This window comes from Acidihalobacter prosperus (assembly GCF_000754095.2).
In the GTDB taxonomy this organism is placed as follows: domain Bacteria; phylum Pseudomonadota; class Gammaproteobacteria; order DSM-5130; family Acidihalobacteraceae; genus Acidihalobacter; species Acidihalobacter prosperus.
The window spans coordinates 747,501-762,886 of sequence record NZ_JQSG02000006.1; the positions used below are offsets into that span (position 1 = coordinate 747,501).

18 protein-coding genes, 1 tRNA gene and 2 rRNA genes (1 of these 21 only partly in view) are annotated in these 15,386 nt (G+C 60.3%); 12 read left to right on the plus strand and 9 right to left on the minus strand.

Annotation, left to right across the window (positions count from 1 at the left end):
* Together THPRO_RS14230 and rrf are read left to right on the plus strand one after the other, a co-directional pair.
* A 23S ribosomal RNA gene (locus THPRO_RS14230) occupies nucleotides 1–1,221 on the plus strand (it extends 1,668 nt beyond the left edge of the window).
* Nucleotides 1,222–1,313: 92 nt separating this feature from the next.
* Nucleotides 1,314–1,429, plus strand: a 5S ribosomal RNA gene (gene rrf / locus THPRO_RS14235).
* A 91-nt stretch (nucleotides 1,430–1,520) separates the two neighbouring features.
* Here the strand turns inward: rrf and THPRO_RS14240 are convergent.
* Nucleotides 1,521–2,165 carry a lytic transglycosylase domain-containing protein gene (locus THPRO_RS14240; RefSeq protein WP_065089886.1) on the minus strand — a complete coding sequence of 215 codons (645 nt, stop codon included), beginning with the start codon at nucleotides 2,163–2,165 and terminating at the stop codon, nucleotides 1,521–1,523.
* A 75-nt stretch (nucleotides 2,166–2,240) separates the two neighbouring features.
* Between THPRO_RS14240 and THPRO_RS14245 the strand changes: the two genes are divergently transcribed.
* The 6 genes from THPRO_RS14245 to THPRO_RS14270 all read left to right on the plus strand — a co-directional run bounded on the left by THPRO_RS14245 (nucleotide 2,241) and on the right by THPRO_RS14270 (nucleotide 5,945).
* The gene (locus tag THPRO_RS14245; RefSeq protein WP_038090693.1) at nucleotides 2,241–3,083 is read left to right on the plus strand and encodes a biotin--[acetyl-CoA-carboxylase] ligase; all 843 of its coding nucleotides are present in this window, start codon (nucleotides 2,241–2,243) and stop codon (nucleotides 3,081–3,083) included.
* A complete protein-coding gene (locus tag THPRO_RS14250) occupies nucleotides 3,080–3,835 on the plus strand; it encodes a type III pantothenate kinase (RefSeq protein WP_052064416.1) in 756 nt (251 codons plus the stop codon). Before THPRO_RS14245 ends, THPRO_RS14250 begins: the two co-directional genes overlap by 4 nt.
* Entirely contained in the window at nucleotides 3,836–4,600 is a 765-nt protein-coding gene (locus THPRO_RS14255) for an SPOR domain-containing protein (RefSeq protein WP_038090690.1), read from the plus strand.
* Nucleotides 4,601–4,643: 43 nt separating this feature from the next.
* A tRNA-Thr gene (locus THPRO_RS14260) sits at nucleotides 4,644–4,719 on the plus strand.
* 314 nt (nucleotides 4,720–5,033) lie between these two features.
* On the plus strand, nucleotides 5,034–5,342 hold the full coding sequence (locus tag THPRO_RS14265) for a PilZ domain-containing protein (protein WP_038092820.1): 309 nt from the start codon (nucleotides 5,034–5,036) through the stop codon (nucleotides 5,340–5,342).
* 15 nt (nucleotides 5,343–5,357) lie between these two features.
* Complete coding sequence (locus THPRO_RS14270; RefSeq protein ID WP_236717325.1) at nucleotides 5,358–5,945, plus strand: DUF924 family protein; 588 nt, start codon at nucleotides 5,358–5,360, stop codon at nucleotides 5,943–5,945.
* A gap of 69 nt (nucleotides 5,946–6,014) precedes the next feature.
* Here the strand turns inward: THPRO_RS14270 and THPRO_RS14275 are convergent, their stop codons facing one another.
* The 7 genes from THPRO_RS14275 to egtC form a co-directional block, all read right to left on the minus strand.
* Nucleotides 6,015–6,377, minus strand: a complete 363-nt coding sequence (locus tag THPRO_RS14275) for a thioredoxin family protein (protein ID WP_161489996.1) — start codon at nucleotides 6,375–6,377, stop codon at nucleotides 6,015–6,017.
* A 31-nt stretch (nucleotides 6,378–6,408) separates the two neighbouring features.
* Nucleotides 6,409–6,795 (minus strand): hypothetical protein, encoded by a 387-nt coding sequence (locus THPRO_RS14280; protein WP_052064622.1) that lies wholly within the window; start codon nucleotides 6,793–6,795, stop codon nucleotides 6,409–6,411.
* Nucleotides 6,788–7,186 (minus strand): carboxymuconolactone decarboxylase family protein, encoded by a 399-nt coding sequence (locus THPRO_RS14285; protein ID WP_052064623.1) that lies wholly within the window; start codon nucleotides 7,184–7,186, stop codon nucleotides 6,788–6,790. Before THPRO_RS14285 ends, THPRO_RS14280 begins: the two co-directional genes overlap by 8 nt.
* Entirely contained in the window at nucleotides 7,183–7,563 is a 381-nt protein-coding gene (locus tag THPRO_RS14290) for a PadR family transcriptional regulator (protein ID WP_038092823.1), read from the minus strand. The genes THPRO_RS14285 and THPRO_RS14290 overlap by 4 nt, the downstream gene beginning before the upstream one ends.
* Entirely contained in the window at nucleotides 7,560–8,222 is a 663-nt protein-coding gene (locus THPRO_RS14295) for a class II aldolase/adducin family protein (protein ID WP_038092826.1), read from the minus strand. The genes THPRO_RS14290 and THPRO_RS14295 overlap by 4 nt, the downstream gene beginning before the upstream one ends.
* A 94-nt stretch (nucleotides 8,223–8,316) precedes the next feature.
* The gene (locus THPRO_RS14300; protein ID WP_065089786.1) at nucleotides 8,317–9,474 is read right to left on the minus strand and encodes an SUMF1/EgtB/PvdO family nonheme iron enzyme; all 1,158 of its coding nucleotides are present in this window, start codon (nucleotides 9,472–9,474) and stop codon (nucleotides 8,317–8,319) included.
* Nucleotides 9,471–10,253 (minus strand): ergothioneine biosynthesis protein EgtC, encoded by a 783-nt coding sequence (gene egtC / locus THPRO_RS14305; protein ID WP_065089787.1) that lies wholly within the window; start codon nucleotides 10,251–10,253, stop codon nucleotides 9,471–9,473. The genes THPRO_RS14300 and egtC overlap by 4 nt, the downstream gene beginning before the upstream one ends.
* An 80-nt stretch (nucleotides 10,254–10,333) precedes the next feature.
* On the opposite strand from egtC, the gene egtD reads away from it, so the two are divergent.
* The 4 genes from egtD (at nucleotide 10,334) to THPRO_RS14325 (ending at nucleotide 15,006) form a co-directional block, all read left to right on the plus strand.
* Nucleotides 10,334–11,341 (plus strand): L-histidine N(alpha)-methyltransferase, encoded by a 1,008-nt coding sequence (gene egtD / locus THPRO_RS14310; protein ID WP_145930873.1) that lies wholly within the window; start codon nucleotides 10,334–10,336, stop codon nucleotides 11,339–11,341.
* A gap of 73 nt (nucleotides 11,342–11,414) precedes the next feature.
* Nucleotides 11,415–12,107, plus strand: a complete 693-nt coding sequence (gene phoB / locus THPRO_RS14315; protein WP_038092831.1) for a phosphate regulon transcriptional regulator PhoB — start codon at nucleotides 11,415–11,417, stop codon at nucleotides 12,105–12,107.
* A gap of 3 nt (nucleotides 12,108–12,110) precedes the next feature.
* Nucleotides 12,111–13,439, plus strand: coding sequence for a phosphate regulon sensor histidine kinase PhoR (gene phoR / locus THPRO_RS14320; protein WP_065089789.1), 1,329 nt, complete (start codon nucleotides 12,111–12,113; stop codon nucleotides 13,437–13,439).
* A 64-nt stretch (nucleotides 13,440–13,503) separates the two neighbouring features.
* Entirely contained in the window at nucleotides 13,504–15,006 is a 1,503-nt protein-coding gene (locus THPRO_RS14325) for a Ppx/GppA phosphatase family protein (protein ID WP_065089790.1), read from the plus strand.
* A gap of 23 nt (nucleotides 15,007–15,029) precedes the next feature.
* Here THPRO_RS14325 and THPRO_RS14330 read toward each other — a convergent pair whose 3' ends face one another.
* A complete protein-coding gene (locus tag THPRO_RS14330) occupies nucleotides 15,030–15,326 on the minus strand; it encodes a hypothetical protein (protein WP_038092833.1) in 297 nt (98 codons plus the stop codon).
* Nucleotides 15,327–15,386 lie beyond the last annotated feature (60 nt).

Below are 15,386 nucleotides of genomic sequence, written 5' to 3' on the forward strand. Positions count from 1 at the left end.
GTACCGTAACTTCGGGAGAAGGTACGCCCCCATTACGTGAAAGGCTTGCGCCTCGAGCGGAAGGGGGTCTCAGAAACCAGGCCGCTGCGACTGTTTATTAAAAACACAGCACTCTGCAAACTCGAAAGAGGACGTATAGGGTGTGACGCCTGCCCGGTGCCGGAAGGTTAATTGATGGGGTTAGCGAAAGCGAAGCTCTTGATCGAAGCCCCGGTAAACGGCGGCCGTAACTATAACGGTCCTAAGGTAGCGAAATTCCTTGTCGGGTAAGTTCCGACCTGCACGAATGGCGTAACGATGGCGGCACTGTCTCTACCCGAGACTCAGTGAAATTGAAATCGCTGTGAAGATGCAGTGTACCCGCGGCTAGACGGAAAGACCCCGTGAACCTTTACTACAGCTTTACACTGGACTTTGAACCTGCTTGTGTAGGATAGGTGGGAGGCTTTGAAGCCGGGACGCCAGTCTCGGTGGAGCCATCCTTGAAATACCACCCTGGCATGTTCGGAGTTCTAACCTAGGCCCGTTATCCGGGTCAGGGACAGTGTATGGTGGGTAGTTTGACTGGGGCGGTCTCCTCCTAAAGAGTAACGGAGGAGCGCGAAGGTATCCTAAGAACGGTCGGAAATCGTTCGATTAGTGCAAAGGCATAAGGATGCTTGACTGCGAGACAGACACGTCGAGCAGGTGCGAAAGCAGGTCTTAGTGATCCGGTGGCTCTGTATGGAAGGGCCATCGCTCAACGGATAAAAGGTACTCCGGGGATAACAGGCTGATACCGCCCAAGAGTTCATATCGACGGCGGTGTTTGGCACCTCGATGTCGGCTCATCACATCCTGGGGCTGAAGCAGGTCCCAAGGGTATGGCTGTTCGCCATTTAAAGTGGTACGCGAGCTGGGTTTAGAACGTCGTGAGACAGTTCGGTCCCTATCTGCCGTGGGCGTTTGAGACTTGAGAGGAGCTGCTCCTAGTACGAGAGGACCGGAGTGGACGTATCTCTGGTGTTCCGGTTGTCACGCCAGTGGCATTGCCGGGTAGCTATATACGGACGGGATAACCGCTGAAAGCATCTAAGCGGGAAGCCCCCCTCAAGATTAGGTCTCACTGGACCCATGAGGTCCCTAAAGGGCCCTTGAAGACTACAAGGTTGATAGGCTGGGTGTGGAAGTGCAGCAATGTATGAAGCTAACCAGTACTAATTGCCCGTGAGGCTTGACCATATAACACCCAAGTAGTTTGGGTGGCTGCTCGAATGCAGCTTGATAACGCCAAATGCCTTTCCAGATTAGCAGCAAATGCTGCAACCAGTTTGCCTGGCGGCAATAGCGAGCGGGAACCACCCGATCCCATTCCGAACTCGGAAGTGAAACCGCTCAGCGCCGATGATAGTGTGGGGCTTCTCCATGCGAAAGTAGGTCACTGCCAGGCTCTTAATGCAAACCCCGCAGAGTCTTAATGTCTCTGCGGGGTTTTTTTCGTGCGTATGACAGCATCGGCTTTGATGTTTCAGATGGCGCCATTACTGTATGGCGTTGTCCGCCAGGGTCGTAGCATCATCAGCCTTGGCTTGTCCGACGAGTTTTTGATAACGGGCCATGACGCGCGTGACATAATTCTCTGTTTGCGGATAGGGTGGGATCCCCTGATATTTGATCACAGCGCCTGGCCCTGCGTTGTAGGCGGCAAGCGCCAGGCGCACGTTGTCCGAGAACTGTTTCATCAACGCGCGGAAGTAGCGCATGCCGCCTTCGAGGTTGGTGATGGGGTCGTAAAGGTCGCTGATGCCTAGGTGTTTTCCCGTGTTGGGCATCAACTGCATGAGGCCTCGGGCGCCTACGCTCGAAGTCGCGTGTGCGTCGTAGCATGACTCTACAGAGACGATGGCACGTATAAGAAGTGGATCGAGGTGGTTGTGTGCCGCAATCCGATCGATGGCGCGCTCATACAGGCTGGCACGTCGATCAAGAGCGTCAGGCGTGATACCTTTGCAGGACGCACTAGCCGTAGGACGGCCCATGCGCTTGATCAGCTTGTAATTTCGCTTGGGGATGTCCTTGTCCGTGAAGAGATAGCCGCCATCGGGCTGGCGATACATGTAGATATAACCGTCGGCGAGGGCGGCCTGGGTGCTTATCCATGTGAGGGCGGCCAACGATGCAGCCATTGTGGGTATGTAGCGCATATGCCAAGTAGTTAGTGGATTATGTATAGGCATATATCATCATAGCAGTGCTTGCCAATGATCGCTAAAAAAACGAATAGCCCGGCCAACGATATGGAAGCGCTGGACGCGAGCGTCATTCGATCCGAGTTCATGCCCGAAACGAATGATATTTGCGGTGTGCTCATCATTCACGAGTCGCTTGATTCGACCAATCGGTGGCTACTTGATCAACTAAGGCAGGGTCGGCTGGATAAAGGCGACGTTTGTCTTGCTGAAAGTCAGACGGCTGGTAGAGGGCGACAGGGAAAAAGTTGGGTTTCTCCGGCGAATGGTGGATTGTATTTTTCCATCGCTTGGTCGGAACAGCATGACGGCGGGAATATCGAAGCAGAAGCATGTTTGCCACTTGCGGTTGCGGTTGCAGTTGCGGATGTGTTGGATGAACTCGAGGTCAAGGATGTAAAAATCAAGTGGCCGAATGATGTGCTGGTCGGGGATCGGAAAATATGCGGAATTCTCGTCGAACGAATAGCCGGACGGACAAAAAATCACTGGGTGATTGGTGTCGGTCTTAATTTGGCTGATGCCTGCTTGCAGTACGATTCGAGCGCGTTGATGGCGACGAGTCTTGATAAATACATGCCTGATTGCCTTGGGCATAGAAACAGAATCGTAGCGATGCTAATCGAATCGATTCTCGAAAGCTGCTCGATTCTCTTTGTGCGGGGGGCATCAGCAATTCTCCCCAGATGGGAGCGTATGGATTTTCTGAAAGGCAAAACGGTTACCGTGAGAAAGTGGAACGAAGTCGTATTAAGCGGGACTGTGCAAGGTATTTCGGACAGGGGGAAGCTCATGATGAAAACAGATGCGGGTGTCGAGTTGATCGACTCCGGCGAAGTGAGTGTCCGGTTTTGACAAAAACGCTTTTGATTGATGCCGGTAACAGCAGGGTGAAATGGTGCTGGTACGAGCGCGGCAGGTTTGCGCCTCTAAAATCCTGCGAATATGTCCTGGACGAGCTGAGGGCGGCCCTCGGTACGGAACTGACACATGACAAACCACGTTATGTGGTGCTGTCTAGCGTGGTCGTCGAAGACAAAGAGCGGCTGGTCGATGACGTGCTGGATGAATACGGGCTGGATGAGCGACTGTGGTTGCGCTCGATCGATCCCCGGGCGACAGACGTGCAGACGGATTACGTTGATCCCACCTCGCTGGGAGTAGATCGCTATCTGGCGTTGATAGCGGCATATGCGCACGAGAAATCTGCGTTGGTCGCTATCGGTGCAGGGACTGCCACGACCATTGATGCCCTGTCTGATCAGGGCAGACATATGGGCGGGGTCATCATGCCAGGTAGACGACTGATGGGGCATTGCATCGCCCATGGCATTACCAGGTTACCCAGGGCAAATGGCGTCGCATTAGTGAAACCCACGCCCTTTCGGACCGATACGAAGAGTGGGCTGTGCGATGGTGCGGCTTATGCCTGGATCGGCGGGGTTTCATCCGTATTGGAAGATATCGAGTCGAGAATGGGGCGGCGTCTTCCGATCTACGTGAGCGGTGGTGATGCGGAGTACTTGTGCCGGCATCTCGATAGGGATGTGATCTCGGATCCGTTGTTGATCATGAAGGGATTGCTTGCTTATGCGGAGATACATTGAGTGAGAGTTCTATTTCTCTTCCTGGTGCTCGTCAATCTTGCATTTTGGTGGTACCGCGGCAATTCTGATGTGACGGTTGAGATTGTACCTAAGGTCGATCGGGCACCTACGGGCACAGGCGTGTCGATTCTCCAAGCGTACCGCAGTACAGAAGGCATGGGCGACCGTGGTGCGTACGATATGCGCTCAATGGAAACCAATCTAGGGGGGGGCGAAACGGCGGCCCGCTCGGATGCTCAGTCGGGCGGGATAACGGATACTGTGAAGACAGGCATGCAGAACGTTTGTTACTCGTTGGGTCCCTTTTCTAATAAAGATGCGCTGAAAAAAGTACAGATGCGTTTAAGTGAAAAAGCTCGTTCGGTATCGGTGCGGGTGATCAATCAAAAAGAAGTGCAGGCTTATTGGGTTTATCTGCCGTCATATGGAAATTACCAGGAGGCCCAATCGGTTGCGGGTGAGCTGAAAGGCAAGGGGTATACCGATTTTTTTATCGTTGCAGGCAATGCTTACGCCAATGCGATATCGCTGGGGCTGTTCAAGGAACAGAGTGGCGCGGAGCGCAGATTGATGCGTGTACGCAAGCTCGGTTTTCCTGCAAAAATAGATACCCAATATAAAGAAATCCCGCTTTATTGGTTGGATTATTCCCAGGTGCGCGGACAAGCGATATCGCCTGCCCTTTGGAGCGGGATCAAGGGCGGCACCGGCCATCTCCAACGTATCCAGCGTGATTGTAATGCGCGCGCCGGGAAACTCTCGTAGTTTACTTGTCCCCTTGCTGTTGACTACAATTCCACGCAGCGTTGCTGGCGTAGCTCAGTTGGTAGAGCGGCTGATTTGTAATCAGTAGGCCGCGGGTTCGATTCCTGCCGCCAGCACCATCCGGTTTTGCCGCATGTCACCCCGCTGGGTTGCCTGAGTAAGATTGCCTGCACGCAGGGCGTCAGCGCGCGTATCGTTCGTGCGGGATGCCCTTCCGGCTGTACGGCTGGCTAGTGCCCAGGTCGCCTGCATCGCCACCCGTGGTCTCACGATGGCTCGCAACATTGTCGCGGCGCCATCCGATATGTCACGCCTGGCGGATATGTATGCCGCCACAAGTTTCCCGCATCATGTCGTTTGGCGCTTTTGGGAAAGTCTGCCTATCATCAGACCAGATATGCCGTGTCGGTGACAGCCAGTCGAGGAGGGTGTAATGTCGGGGCAGCCACGTGACTATGACGAGAAGCGCGATTTTATCCGCATGACGGTTGATTGCGACGTGAGCTATCGCTTGATCGACAAGGATATGGCAGGCGAAGGGCGCGCGCGTAATCTTAGTGGCCGGGGGGTGCTGTTCCAGACGAATCACCTGCTGGCACCCGGCAGCATATTGGAACTGTCCATCCGTCCCCAAAGTGCTTCGATCGCGCCGCTGAATGCGAGGGTGGAGGTGGTGAGGGTAGAAGAGATAGACGCGGGGCGTCTCTACGAAATCGGAGCCATGTTCCATGAACAGCTTTAACTCACTCTGTAACGGGTGCTGCTGGACCATGCAGCCGTCATGACGCATGATCCACCGTCGGCCACGCCGCGAGCGATCCTGGATTACTGGTATTCCGAAGCCGTACGCAGCCATTGGTTCAATGCGACGCCTGAACTCGATGGCGAGATCAGGATGCGCTTCGAAGCCGTATGGGAGCAGGCGGTTGCTGGCGCGCTTGCGCATTGGCGTGATACCGCGGAGGGCGTCCTCGCCTTGGCTATCGTTTTGGATCAGTTTCCGCTCAACATGTTTCGCGGCACCGCGCGGTCGTTTTCAAGCGAACAGGCGGCGGTAGCGCTGGCGCATGAAGCGGTCGCGCGAGGGCTTGATGGGAAACTGCCCCCGCAGATGCGCGTTTTTCTCTATATGCCATTGATGCACAGCGAATCACTGACGGACCAGGATGCCTCCGTGAGGCTGTTCGAAGCGGCCGGGCTGACCGAGAATCTGGCATTTGCCAGGCATCATCGCGAAATTATCCGGCGTTTCGGGCGTTTCCCCCACCGGAATGCGCCGTTGCGACGCGTAAGCACGGCCGACGAGTCGGACTACCTTGCTTCGGACGAGGCTTTCCGAGGGTGAGATGATGGGCTGCGCATGAATGGCGAAGACCGCGCCCGAGTCGCGGCATGCTGCCTTCTGCATCCAATACTATGCGCCGCTCCACCGCGCCACGAACGCGCGCAATGTCTCGGTTGCCGGTACGCCGGTGAATGAGTCGGCCTCTTCGCCGTTCTTGAAAACCCGTACATCCGGCACGCCACGAATACGGTAGCGCCGATGCAATTCCGGGTTGGCGTCGAGATTGACCTTGACCAGTCTGAGTTTCCCGGATGCCACGGCGGCGTGCGCCTCCCGTTCCAGCAGAGGCGTCAACGTCCGGCAGGGGGCGCACCAGGGTGCCCAAAAATCGACGATAACCGGGATGCGCGCGGATTCGGATAATACCTCGTGCTCGAATGCCGCCGTATCGATGTCGGCAGCGATTTCAGTTGCGTCGTTCGTCTGATTCATGCGCATGCCTCGTTGCGTGAATGGCGCGCCCTCAATTGCCTACGTAACCGAATTCACCGCGCCATTGTCCATGTTTGATATCCAGATTCAGCCAGCGAGGCAGGAACGGCTCAACTCGCTTGATGGGGAAGGTCTGCAGATCGGGTACAGGTTGGTCGGATATCAGACAGGTCTTCGTGCCGACGGCGCGGAACCAGATTTGCACTTGCTGCTCGCCGCCATCGAGCGGGAGGGCATCAGGATGTGCCGATTCCGGGAACAGTACCTGTTTGCGAATCATGCAACTGAACAGTAACTCAAGATGTACGATCAACGGCGTCTCACGTTGCGCGAGCGCGCGCCGGGCGGCGGCCGTCAGGCGCAGTTGGAGTGTGCCGGCGAGCCGGCTGCTGGGTTGTGCCGAGGCGACCTCACTCATCGGCATTGCCTCCCGTAGCGTGCGTAGTTTCCTGCAGGGCCCGGCTGACCACTTGGACGCCGAGGCTGTACGCCGGCATGCCGCCGACGATGGCCGCTGTTTCGCAAACGCCGTGAAGCTCGGGCGCACCTGCGCCCGCCTGGATCGCGGCCCGCGCGTGCAATAGCGCGGGCGCCTCGCGGCCAAGTGCTAGCAACATACCCAGATGGACAAGCTGCTGGATTTTGCGTTCAAGCGGATTGTGGTGAATCAGCGTGTCGCGCAGGTGTTCGATGGCCTCGAGCGCGGTTTCACGGCCGGCTACGCGCGCCAGATCGATTCTCAGGCGTATGCTGTCGGGGACGTATCCAAACAGCTCCTTGTAGCGTGCCTCAACGGGCGTTTCGTTCATGTGGCTGATTCCTCAAGCGCGCGTGCGGTACGGGCTGGCAGCGCATCGTAGCGTTGGATGAAGAGGTCGAAGGCCTGGCGGCGGCGCGCAATGTCTTCGCGCCAGTCCGCCAGTTCGTCAAGACCCGCTGATGTGATCTGGTAGACACGGCGCGCTGCCCCGGTCCCGGCGGTACTCCAGTCCGAACACAGCGTGCCGCGCGCCTCCATTTCCCGCAGCAGGCGGTACAGGTTGCCGGCATCCACCTTGAGTCCTTCCGGCAGCAGTTCGTTGATGCTGCGGTGAAGGGCCAGGCCATGCGCCGGCTCCTCCGCGAGGAGGAGCAGCGCAAAGCTTGCCAGGTGTCGGCCCTGGCGATTGGATTCTCTGGGACTCACGATGCTTTCCGGTAGCGCTGCATGCGTTCGGCCACTTCGCGATAGGCGGCTTCGGGCAGCGCCTTTTCTCCACCCAGGACGCGTGCATGCAGCACCAGCTCGGCGGCCTCTTCCAATGCCGTCAGGCGGTTCAGCGCCGCTTCGGGCGTGTCGCCCGTCACCAGCACGCCATGATTGGCCAGCAGCACGGCCACGGTATCGGGCGTATCGAATGCGTCGAGTATCCCGTTCACCGAGGCGCTTGAACCGCGCGGCGCCCAGGCGACGACGGGCACATCGGTATGCATGCCCTGGCGCAGCATCGGTTCGTAAACCGCGGGCACGGCCTGCTGGGCGACGGCGAACGCGGTGCTGTGGGTCGGGTGGCAATGAATGATGGCGCCGATGTCCGCGCGATGCCGGTACAGCCGGGTGTGCATGTCGACGATTTCGCGGTGATTGGCGTCGAAATCAGCCTGCAGGCCTTCGGCCGCGACCGGAAGCCAGGCGAGGTCGTTTTCACCCAGATTCGCGACCGATCCGCCGCGGGTGATGAGCAGGCGGTCGTTCTGCCGTGCAGAAAGATTCGCGTGTGCGCCGCGGAACAGCAGACCGCGCTCGCGAAGCGCATTGGCGGTACGAATCAGTTCCTGTGTCAGGTTCAGCGTGTTGTCGGTCATGATTAACCTCACTGTTAGATGTTTATTGGCAATATGTGTAAATAACATATACTGGACCAAAGACTACTCTTGCCAACGAAACAGTGCAAGCCATTCAGAACGCGAGGCGCAAGCCGGCGAAGATGTGGCGTTTGTCGGCAGTATGGAAGTTTCGAAAGCTCGGCCGACGCGTATGGGCCGGCGTGTAGCGGCTGGCTCCGCGAAGGGTGTAATGCGTGCCGTCGAACCAGGGGGTGGAGTATTCGAGGTAGGGGAAGGGTTTGAAGCCGGCATAGGGAAAAAAGGCGTTGTCGCACCATTCCCAGGCCTGGCCGGCCAGTGATAGGCGGCCTTGGCGGGCAAGCGTCTCCCAACTGAATTCATGCGGTAGATGTGCGCCGGCCCAGCGTGCGAAGGCACGTGCCTCATGCAGATTGATGCCGTGGACGGCCGCGCGGGGTTCGAGTTCATGGGGGCCTTCGAGGCCGATGCCGTACCACCAGCCCCGCCCGTCGCGCCGCCAATGATCCGGCGCCTCCACGGGGTGGTCATCGAGCCATGCTCGCCCGAGTGCATCCCACAGTGCCGGGTTGTCATACCCACCCGATTCGATGAAGCCCAGATACTCGGCGTTGCTCACCGGGCGCAGTGCGATGGTGTCGTCTTCCAGCCGCGCGTTGCCTGCGGCCAATTCGTTGTCGAAGGCCTTCGGCGCCGCTCCGCCAATCGGATAGTCGCCGGCCTCGAGAGAGACGGTCTCGTGCGCAACCGGCGTGGCGCGCAACCTTGCCTGGGGGTGGAATGCATGCCGGTGTCGCGACAGCGCGCGCTGGGTCATGACCATCCGCAGGGTTTCGAGATGCTGGCTGTGATGCTGCAGCAGGAAGAGGGGCAAATAGTGGTCCGTCATCAGGGGATGGGTGGGATCGAGTCGTTGATCCTGGTCGGCGAGCAGCAGGATATTGGCCTCGAATCCAGCGGCCACGGTGGCGAGTTGGGCGTCACGTGGCGGCAACCTGGCGCCACGCTCCGGTTTGGGGCTGTACTGAGGCTGATAGTAGCGTGCGTCGTGCCGGGTGGTGCGGTCGTCACCGAGCACGACTGCGCGCAGCCAGTGGTTTTCAACCCACAGACAATGGCCGAGATGCCAGCCGGCCGGGCTGAGGTCGGGGTGATATTGGCGCCGATACTCGGCATCGTCGAGTCCGTCGATGAGCCGGAGCAGGTGGTGGTGGAGTGCCCTGAACTGAGCCAGCATCGCCAGCGGGATCATAGCGCCAGCAGCTCAGGCGGGGCCTCCGGGTCGAGGATCAGGATGTGGTGGTCGGGGACGGGCTGCCAGAAGGCGCGGTCATTGAGCGGCTCCGAGGCCACGAGTTGCGCGCCTTCGGGGAAGCGTTCGTCGTCGATGCTGTAATAAAGACTGGGGCATTCGCCGTTGACGGCATGTCTGGCCGCATATACGCGCTCTCCGTCGCTGAGCACCAGGTTGAGCAGCGAACTGCCTTCGCCGGTCCAGTCGCTGATGAGGCCGAGAGCCTCGCCAATGGCCGCCTCGACGGCCAGCTCGTCGTCGTCGGCGAGCAGCTGGCGCAGCAGGGCGAATATGTACTCGGAATCGGTATTGCCGAGTATTTCCGCTTCGATGGACGGCGACAGTTCGCGCTGCAGTATCGGGCGGGCGGTTTCTCGGAAGCGTTCGATATAGCCATTGTGTGTGAACAGCAGTTCGCCATCGCGATAGGGCTGGGTATTGGCGACCTGATTGCCGAAACCAGGCGTTGCGCTGCGCACCATGGCTAGCCAGAGATCGCTACGCAATGCACGCGACAGGGTGGGGAGGTTGTGGTCGGCCCAGATGGGCGTGATATTGCGATAGACCTCGGGCTGGCCGTCCTCGTCGAACCAGCCGAAACCAAAGCCGTCGGCGTTGAGCCGGGCGAAGCGCAGTTCCCGGGGTGCCCAGGACTGCACGAGCAGGCTGTGCTCCGGGGCCATGAGCAGTCTTTCCAGCGGGATTTCCGGGCCCAGGTAGGCGGCGATCCGACACATGCGGCTTCCTCTTGCGGTGACCTCGGTCCAATGACCATGTTAGCCTGAAGGCACTGCTCATGCACCCGGAGACGGCGCATATGTCGGTCGGTCGCGAGGCGATAGGTTGTCGGCGGATCAGGCCCGAGAGACGGGTGAATACACTGATGGAGGATGCGCGCGTGGGTTTGCTCGAGCCGCCCCGCAGGCTGCCGCCAAAGTATTTTTACGACGCGCGCGGTTCGGCACTGTTCGACCGTATCTGCGATACAGAGGAATATTATCCGACCCGGACCGAGAATGCGTTGCTGGCGCGCCATGCTGGCGAAATTATGGGTCATATCCGGCCCCGACATATCCTCGAGCTGGGCAGTGGTACCTCGCGGAAGACACGCCATCTGCTGCGGGCCCGCGAAGCGCGCGAGTGCGGTACGGTGTACTGGCCTTTTGATGTCTGTCGCGAGGTGCTTGAGGAAACCGGGGAGTCCCTGGTGGAAGAATTCCCCTGGCTGGAGGTCAATCCCCTGCTAGGTGACTACTCTGCGGGTCTGGCGCACCTGCCCCGCCCGGCCGACGGCTGTTTGTACGCGTTTCTTGGCGGGACGCTCGGCAATTTCGAAGAGCCGGAGGCGCTCAAGCTGCTCAGCGAGCTAGCGTTCCGCATGTCGCCGGCGGACCGTTTGCTGCTGGGCGTGGACAGGGTCAAGCCGACCTCCGTGTTGCAGGCGGCATATGACGACAGTCAGGGCGTGACCGCAGCCTTCAACCGAAACCTGCTTCACGTACTCAACCGCGAGCTGGAAGCGGACTTCGAGCCAGAGGCGTTTGCCCACCGCTCGCTGTACAACGAGGCGGCGGCGCGCATCGAGATGTACCTGGTCGCGGAAGCGCCGCAACAGGTTCGGGTCGGCCGGTTGGAGGCGACGTTGCGGTTTGACGCGGGCGAAACCATACTCACAGAGATCAGCCGCAAGTTCACGGAGGCCTCCGTGACGCGGCTGCTGGCGAGGGCCGGTTTGGCGATCGAGCGCCATTATGCGCCGGACAACCAGTATTTTTCCTTGCTGACTGCGGTGCCGCAACCGGACGTTCACGATCCAGTCATTTGAGCGGGCGGGTTGTAATGGGTCTGTAACCTTGGTGGGCTCTAATAAGATGATTCAAGCCATACCGGGTAAACACATGACGGCGAACGATATCCTGCTGGTCGAGGACGAGCCGGCCATCCGCGAGATGGTCGGATTTGCATTGGGGCGGGCCGGCCTCGAAGTGCGCGAGGCGGCCGATGTCGGCCAGGCGCAGACGATGCTGGCGGAACGGCTGCCGGATCTGGTGTTGCTCGACTGGATGCTGCCTGGCGTCAGCGGAATCGATTATGCCCGGCGCCTCAAGCGCGAGGACTACACGCGCGATCTGCCCATTATCATGCTCACCGCGCGCGGTGACGAAAACGACAAGGTGGGCGGGCTCGATGCCGGTGTGGATGACTATGTGACCAAGCCGTTTTCGCCGCGGGAGCTGGTGGCGCGCATTCGGGCGGTGCTGAGGCGCGCGCGGCCAGAGCCGGGAGAGCAGCCGCTGGAAGTCGGGGGGCTGGTACTCAACAGCTCCAGCCACCGCGTCACCGCCGACGGTACCGAACTGGAGATGGGGCCCACCGAATTCCGTCTGCTGCAGTTCTTCATGGCACATCCCGAGCGTGTCTACAGCCGCGAGCAGCTGCTTGATCGCGTGTGGGGGCGCAATGCCTATGTCGAGGAGCGTACGGTGGACGTGCACATCCTGCGTCTGCGCAAAGCGCTCAATCCCTATGGCTACGATGGCCTCGTTCAGACCGTGCGCGGCGCAGGTTATCGTTTCTCCGCCCGGAATTGACGCATGACAAGAGCCTGGCTTGCCGAGCTTGGGCGGCTGGCGCTCATCCTGTTGGCGGCCACGGCCCTGGGGGCGCTGGCCGGTCAGCTGGTCTGGATGCTGCTGGCAGGATTGCTGTTTGCTCTGAGCTTCCACCTCTACCAGCTGTATCGCGTCCATCGCTGGATACTGCACGCCGAGGATCGCGGCAACCCGCCCGATGCGATGGGCGTGTGGGGCGAGCTGGTGGACAGCCTGTATCGCTTCGGCAAACGCCACCGCAAGCGCAAGGAGCGTCTGGCCTCGTTGCTCGACCGCTTCAACGAGTTCACCTCGGCGATGCCGGACGCGACCGTGGTCATCGGTGCCAACAACGAGATTCGCTGGCTCAATGAAGCCGCGACCATGCTGTTCGGCCTGCGCAATCCGCAGGATATCGGCCAACGACTGACCAATCTGATCCGCCACCCGGATTTCATCCATTATCTGGCCGGGCGCGATTATCGTGAACCGCTCGAAATCACCTCGCCGGTGCGCGACGACATCCGCCTCAGCGTGCGTATCGTGCCCTTCGGCAATCACGAGCGTCTTCTCGCCGCACGCGATATTTCCCATCTTTACCGTTTGGAGCAGATGCGCCGCGACTTCGTGGCCAACGTCTCCCACGAGCTACGCACGCCGCTGACGGTGCTGATGGGCTATCTCGAAACCTTCGGCGACATGGCGGATGAATTCCCTGCGCCCTTGCGGCAATCGCTGTCGCACATGCAGGGGCAGTCCACGCGCATGCAGGGGATCATCGAGGATTTGCTGATGCTGTCCAGACTGGATGGCGAAGGCCCGCTGGCCAGCGAACAGTCCGCGGTCGCCGTGCCCGGACTGGTATCGGCCCTGCGCGAGGATGCGGAGGCGCTGAGTGGTGCGGGCAAGCATCGGATCGAGGCCGAGATCGACGAAACGCTGTGGCTGCGCGGCGATGCCAAGGAATTGCACAGCGCCTTCGCCAATCTGGTTTCGAATGCGGTGCGTTACACGCCGCAAGGCGGGGCGATCAAGCTGCGTTGGGTCCGTGATGGCGATGGTGCCTGTTTCGAGGTGCGCGATACCGGCATCGGCATCGATCCCGAGCACATTCCTCGGCTGACCGAGCGCTTTTACCGCGTCAACAAGGATCGTTCGCGCGACACCGGCGGCACCGGCCTGGGGCTGGCGATCGTCAAGCACGTGCTGCAACGACACGGTGCGAAGCTGGTGATCCGCAGCCATCCGGGGGAGGGCAGCGTGTTTGTGTGCCTGTTCCCTTCCCTGCGGGTGGTACGCAAATTGCCGGAGGCGCACAGCGCGAGGGCCTGACGCGGGCGCGTGTTAAACTCACGCCACTCGCGGCCTGGCCGCCTTGCAATCCGGTCGACAAGACATGTGGGTCAAACGCCGTGTTCCGGAGTCGGTGGCAGCCATCGACCTGGGCTCCAACAGTTTTCACATGGTGGTCGCCAGCGTACTGCCGGACGGCGAACTGCGCGTGGTTGATCGTCTCAAGGAAATGGTTCGTCTGGCCGGCGGTCTGGACGAAAACAATCTGCTTTCCGATGAGGCGCAGGATCGTGCGATCGCCTGTCTGCATCGCTTCGGCGAACGCATCCGCGCGTTTCCGCGCGGTTCGGTACGCGCGGTGGGCACCAATACCCTGCGCCAGGCGCGCAATGCCGCGCCGTTTCTCGACCGGGTGGCCGAAGCCCTCGGCCACCCGGTCGAAATCATCGCCGGACGGGAAGAAGCCCGGCTGGTCTACCTCGGTGTCGCGCACTCGCTGGCGGCCGGCAGTGAGCAGCGGCTGGTGGTCGACATCGGCGGCGGCAGTACCGAGCTGATCATCGGCCAGGGCTACGAAACGCAGATCACGGAAAGCGTATACATGGGTTGCGTCAGCACCAGTGCGACCTGGTTCGCAGACGGTCGAATCGATGCGCAGAACTGGTCGCGGGCGGTACTTGCCGCGCGCCTGGAACTGGAGCCGTTGGTGGAACTGTATCGGCAGACCGGCTGGGTGCGAGCGATCGGTGCCTCGGGCACCATCATGGCCACGGAACGCGCCATGCGCGAAGCCGGCCTGGGTACGCACATCACGCTGGCCGGCCTGCACGAACTCCGCGATCGTCTCGTCCAGTCCGGCGAAATCGGCAAGCTCAAGCTGCCCGGCGTCAGCCGCGAGCGCCTGCCTGTCTTTCCTGGTGGCGTTGCGGTCTTGCAGGCCGTTTTCGAGGCGCTCGACATCGAGCGCATGGAGGCAGCCACCGGCGCCTTGCGCGAGGGCGTGCTCAACGATCTTGTGGGGCGCATCCGGCACGAGGACGTGCGCCTGCGGACGGTGCAGGGTTTTGCCAAGCGCTATCACGTGGATGCCGTACATGCCGAGCGCGTGGCGGCGACGGCCGCGATGCTTCTGGCCCAGGTCAGCGACGCGTGGCAGCTTGACGAGGAGGATGCCGATCACCTGAGCTGGGCCGCCCAGCTACACGAGATAGGGCTGGATGTGGCGCACAGCGAGTATCACAAGCACGGCGCCTATCTGCTGGAGCATGCTGACCTGCCGGGATTCTCTCGTCAGGATCAGATGATGCTCGCGGTGCTGGTGCGCACACACCGGCGCAAATTCGTGCCGCGCCTGTTCGAGGGTCTGCCGGCGGAGCTGCGCATGCGTGTGATGCGGCTGTCGATCCTGCTGCGGCTTGCGGTCGTGCTGCATCGTAGCCGGGCCGCAGCCGATTTACCCGAAACGCTGGCGCTTTCGGCCGATGCGGAAACCTTGTCGCTACGCCTGGATGGCGGCTGGCGCGCGTCGCATCCGCTGGTCGAGGCGGATCTCGAAAATGAACGTCAGTTCCTGCGCGGCGCCAAGTTCAGGCTCGTGCTGGGTTGATCCGCGCAAGAACGCGATTCGGGTCAATGCGGCACCTGAGCCTGATGGATGTAGTAGCGAGCCCGTTGCACCTTGTTGATGCAGTTGGGGTACTTGCCGAACTGCTGCTGCACCTTGGCGGCGGTCAGCAGGCCAGCCGCCTTGGTCCATTCGACCGTGCCCTGAAAACCATGCGCCCGCGCCTGTTCGAGTTCGGCATAGGCGGTACGCAGGCCTGAGGCGCATTCGTGCGCCTCGTTGGGATGCGTCGGGGCGCCGGCACAGGCGCTCAGCAGCAAGGGAAGGGCGAGTGCCAACAGGGGCAGGCTCTTTCGTGGCATGGTGCGTTTCTCCTTGGTAGTCGACTCCCGGCTAACACGTCGGGGCGCCGCGAAAGGGTT

Coding starts and splice junctions, on each gene's coding strand:
- THPRO_RS14240 (WP_065089886.1), bottom strand. CDS start 2,165: ATGGCTGCATCGTTGGCCGCCCTCACATGGATAAGCACCCAGGCCGCC.
- THPRO_RS14300 (WP_065089786.1), bottom strand. CDS start 9,474: ATGATCCCGCTGGCGATGCTGGCTCAGTTCAGGGCACTCCACCACCAC.
- THPRO_RS14325 (WP_065089790.1), top strand. CDS start 13,504: ATGTGGGTCAAACGCCGTGTTCCGGAGTCGGTGGCAGCCATCGACCTG.
- THPRO_RS14285 (WP_052064623.1), bottom strand. CDS start 7,186: ATGAACGAAACGCCCGTTGAGGCACGCTACAAGGAGCTGTTTGGATAC.
- THPRO_RS14265 (WP_038092820.1), top strand. CDS start 5,034: ATGTCGGGGCAGCCACGTGACTATGACGAGAAGCGCGATTTTATCCGC.
- THPRO_RS14295 (WP_038092826.1), bottom strand. CDS start 8,222: ATGACCGACAACACGCTGAACCTGACACAGGAACTGATTCGTACCGCC.
- THPRO_RS14330 (WP_038092833.1), bottom strand. CDS start 15,326: ATGCCACGAAAGAGCCTGCCCCTGTTGGCACTCGCCCTTCCCTTGCTG.
- THPRO_RS14275 (WP_161489996.1), bottom strand. CDS start 6,377: ATGAATCAGACGAACGACGCAACTGAAATCGCTGCCGACATCGATACG.
- phoR (WP_065089789.1), top strand. CDS start 12,111: ATGACAAGAGCCTGGCTTGCCGAGCTTGGGCGGCTGGCGCTCATCCTG.
- THPRO_RS14245 (WP_038090693.1), top strand. CDS start 2,241: ATGATCGCTAAAAAAACGAATAGCCCGGCCAACGATATGGAAGCGCTG.
- egtD (WP_145930873.1), top strand. CDS start 10,334: ATGTCGGTCGGTCGCGAGGCGATAGGTTGTCGGCGGATCAGGCCCGAG.
- phoB (WP_038092831.1), top strand. CDS start 11,415: ATGACGGCGAACGATATCCTGCTGGTCGAGGACGAGCCGGCCATCCGC.
- THPRO_RS14280 (WP_052064622.1), bottom strand. CDS start 6,795: ATGAGTGAGGTCGCCTCGGCACAACCCAGCAGCCGGCTCGCCGGCACA.
- egtC (WP_065089787.1), bottom strand. CDS start 10,253: ATGTGTCGGATCGCCGCCTACCTGGGCCCGGAAATCCCGCTGGAAAGA.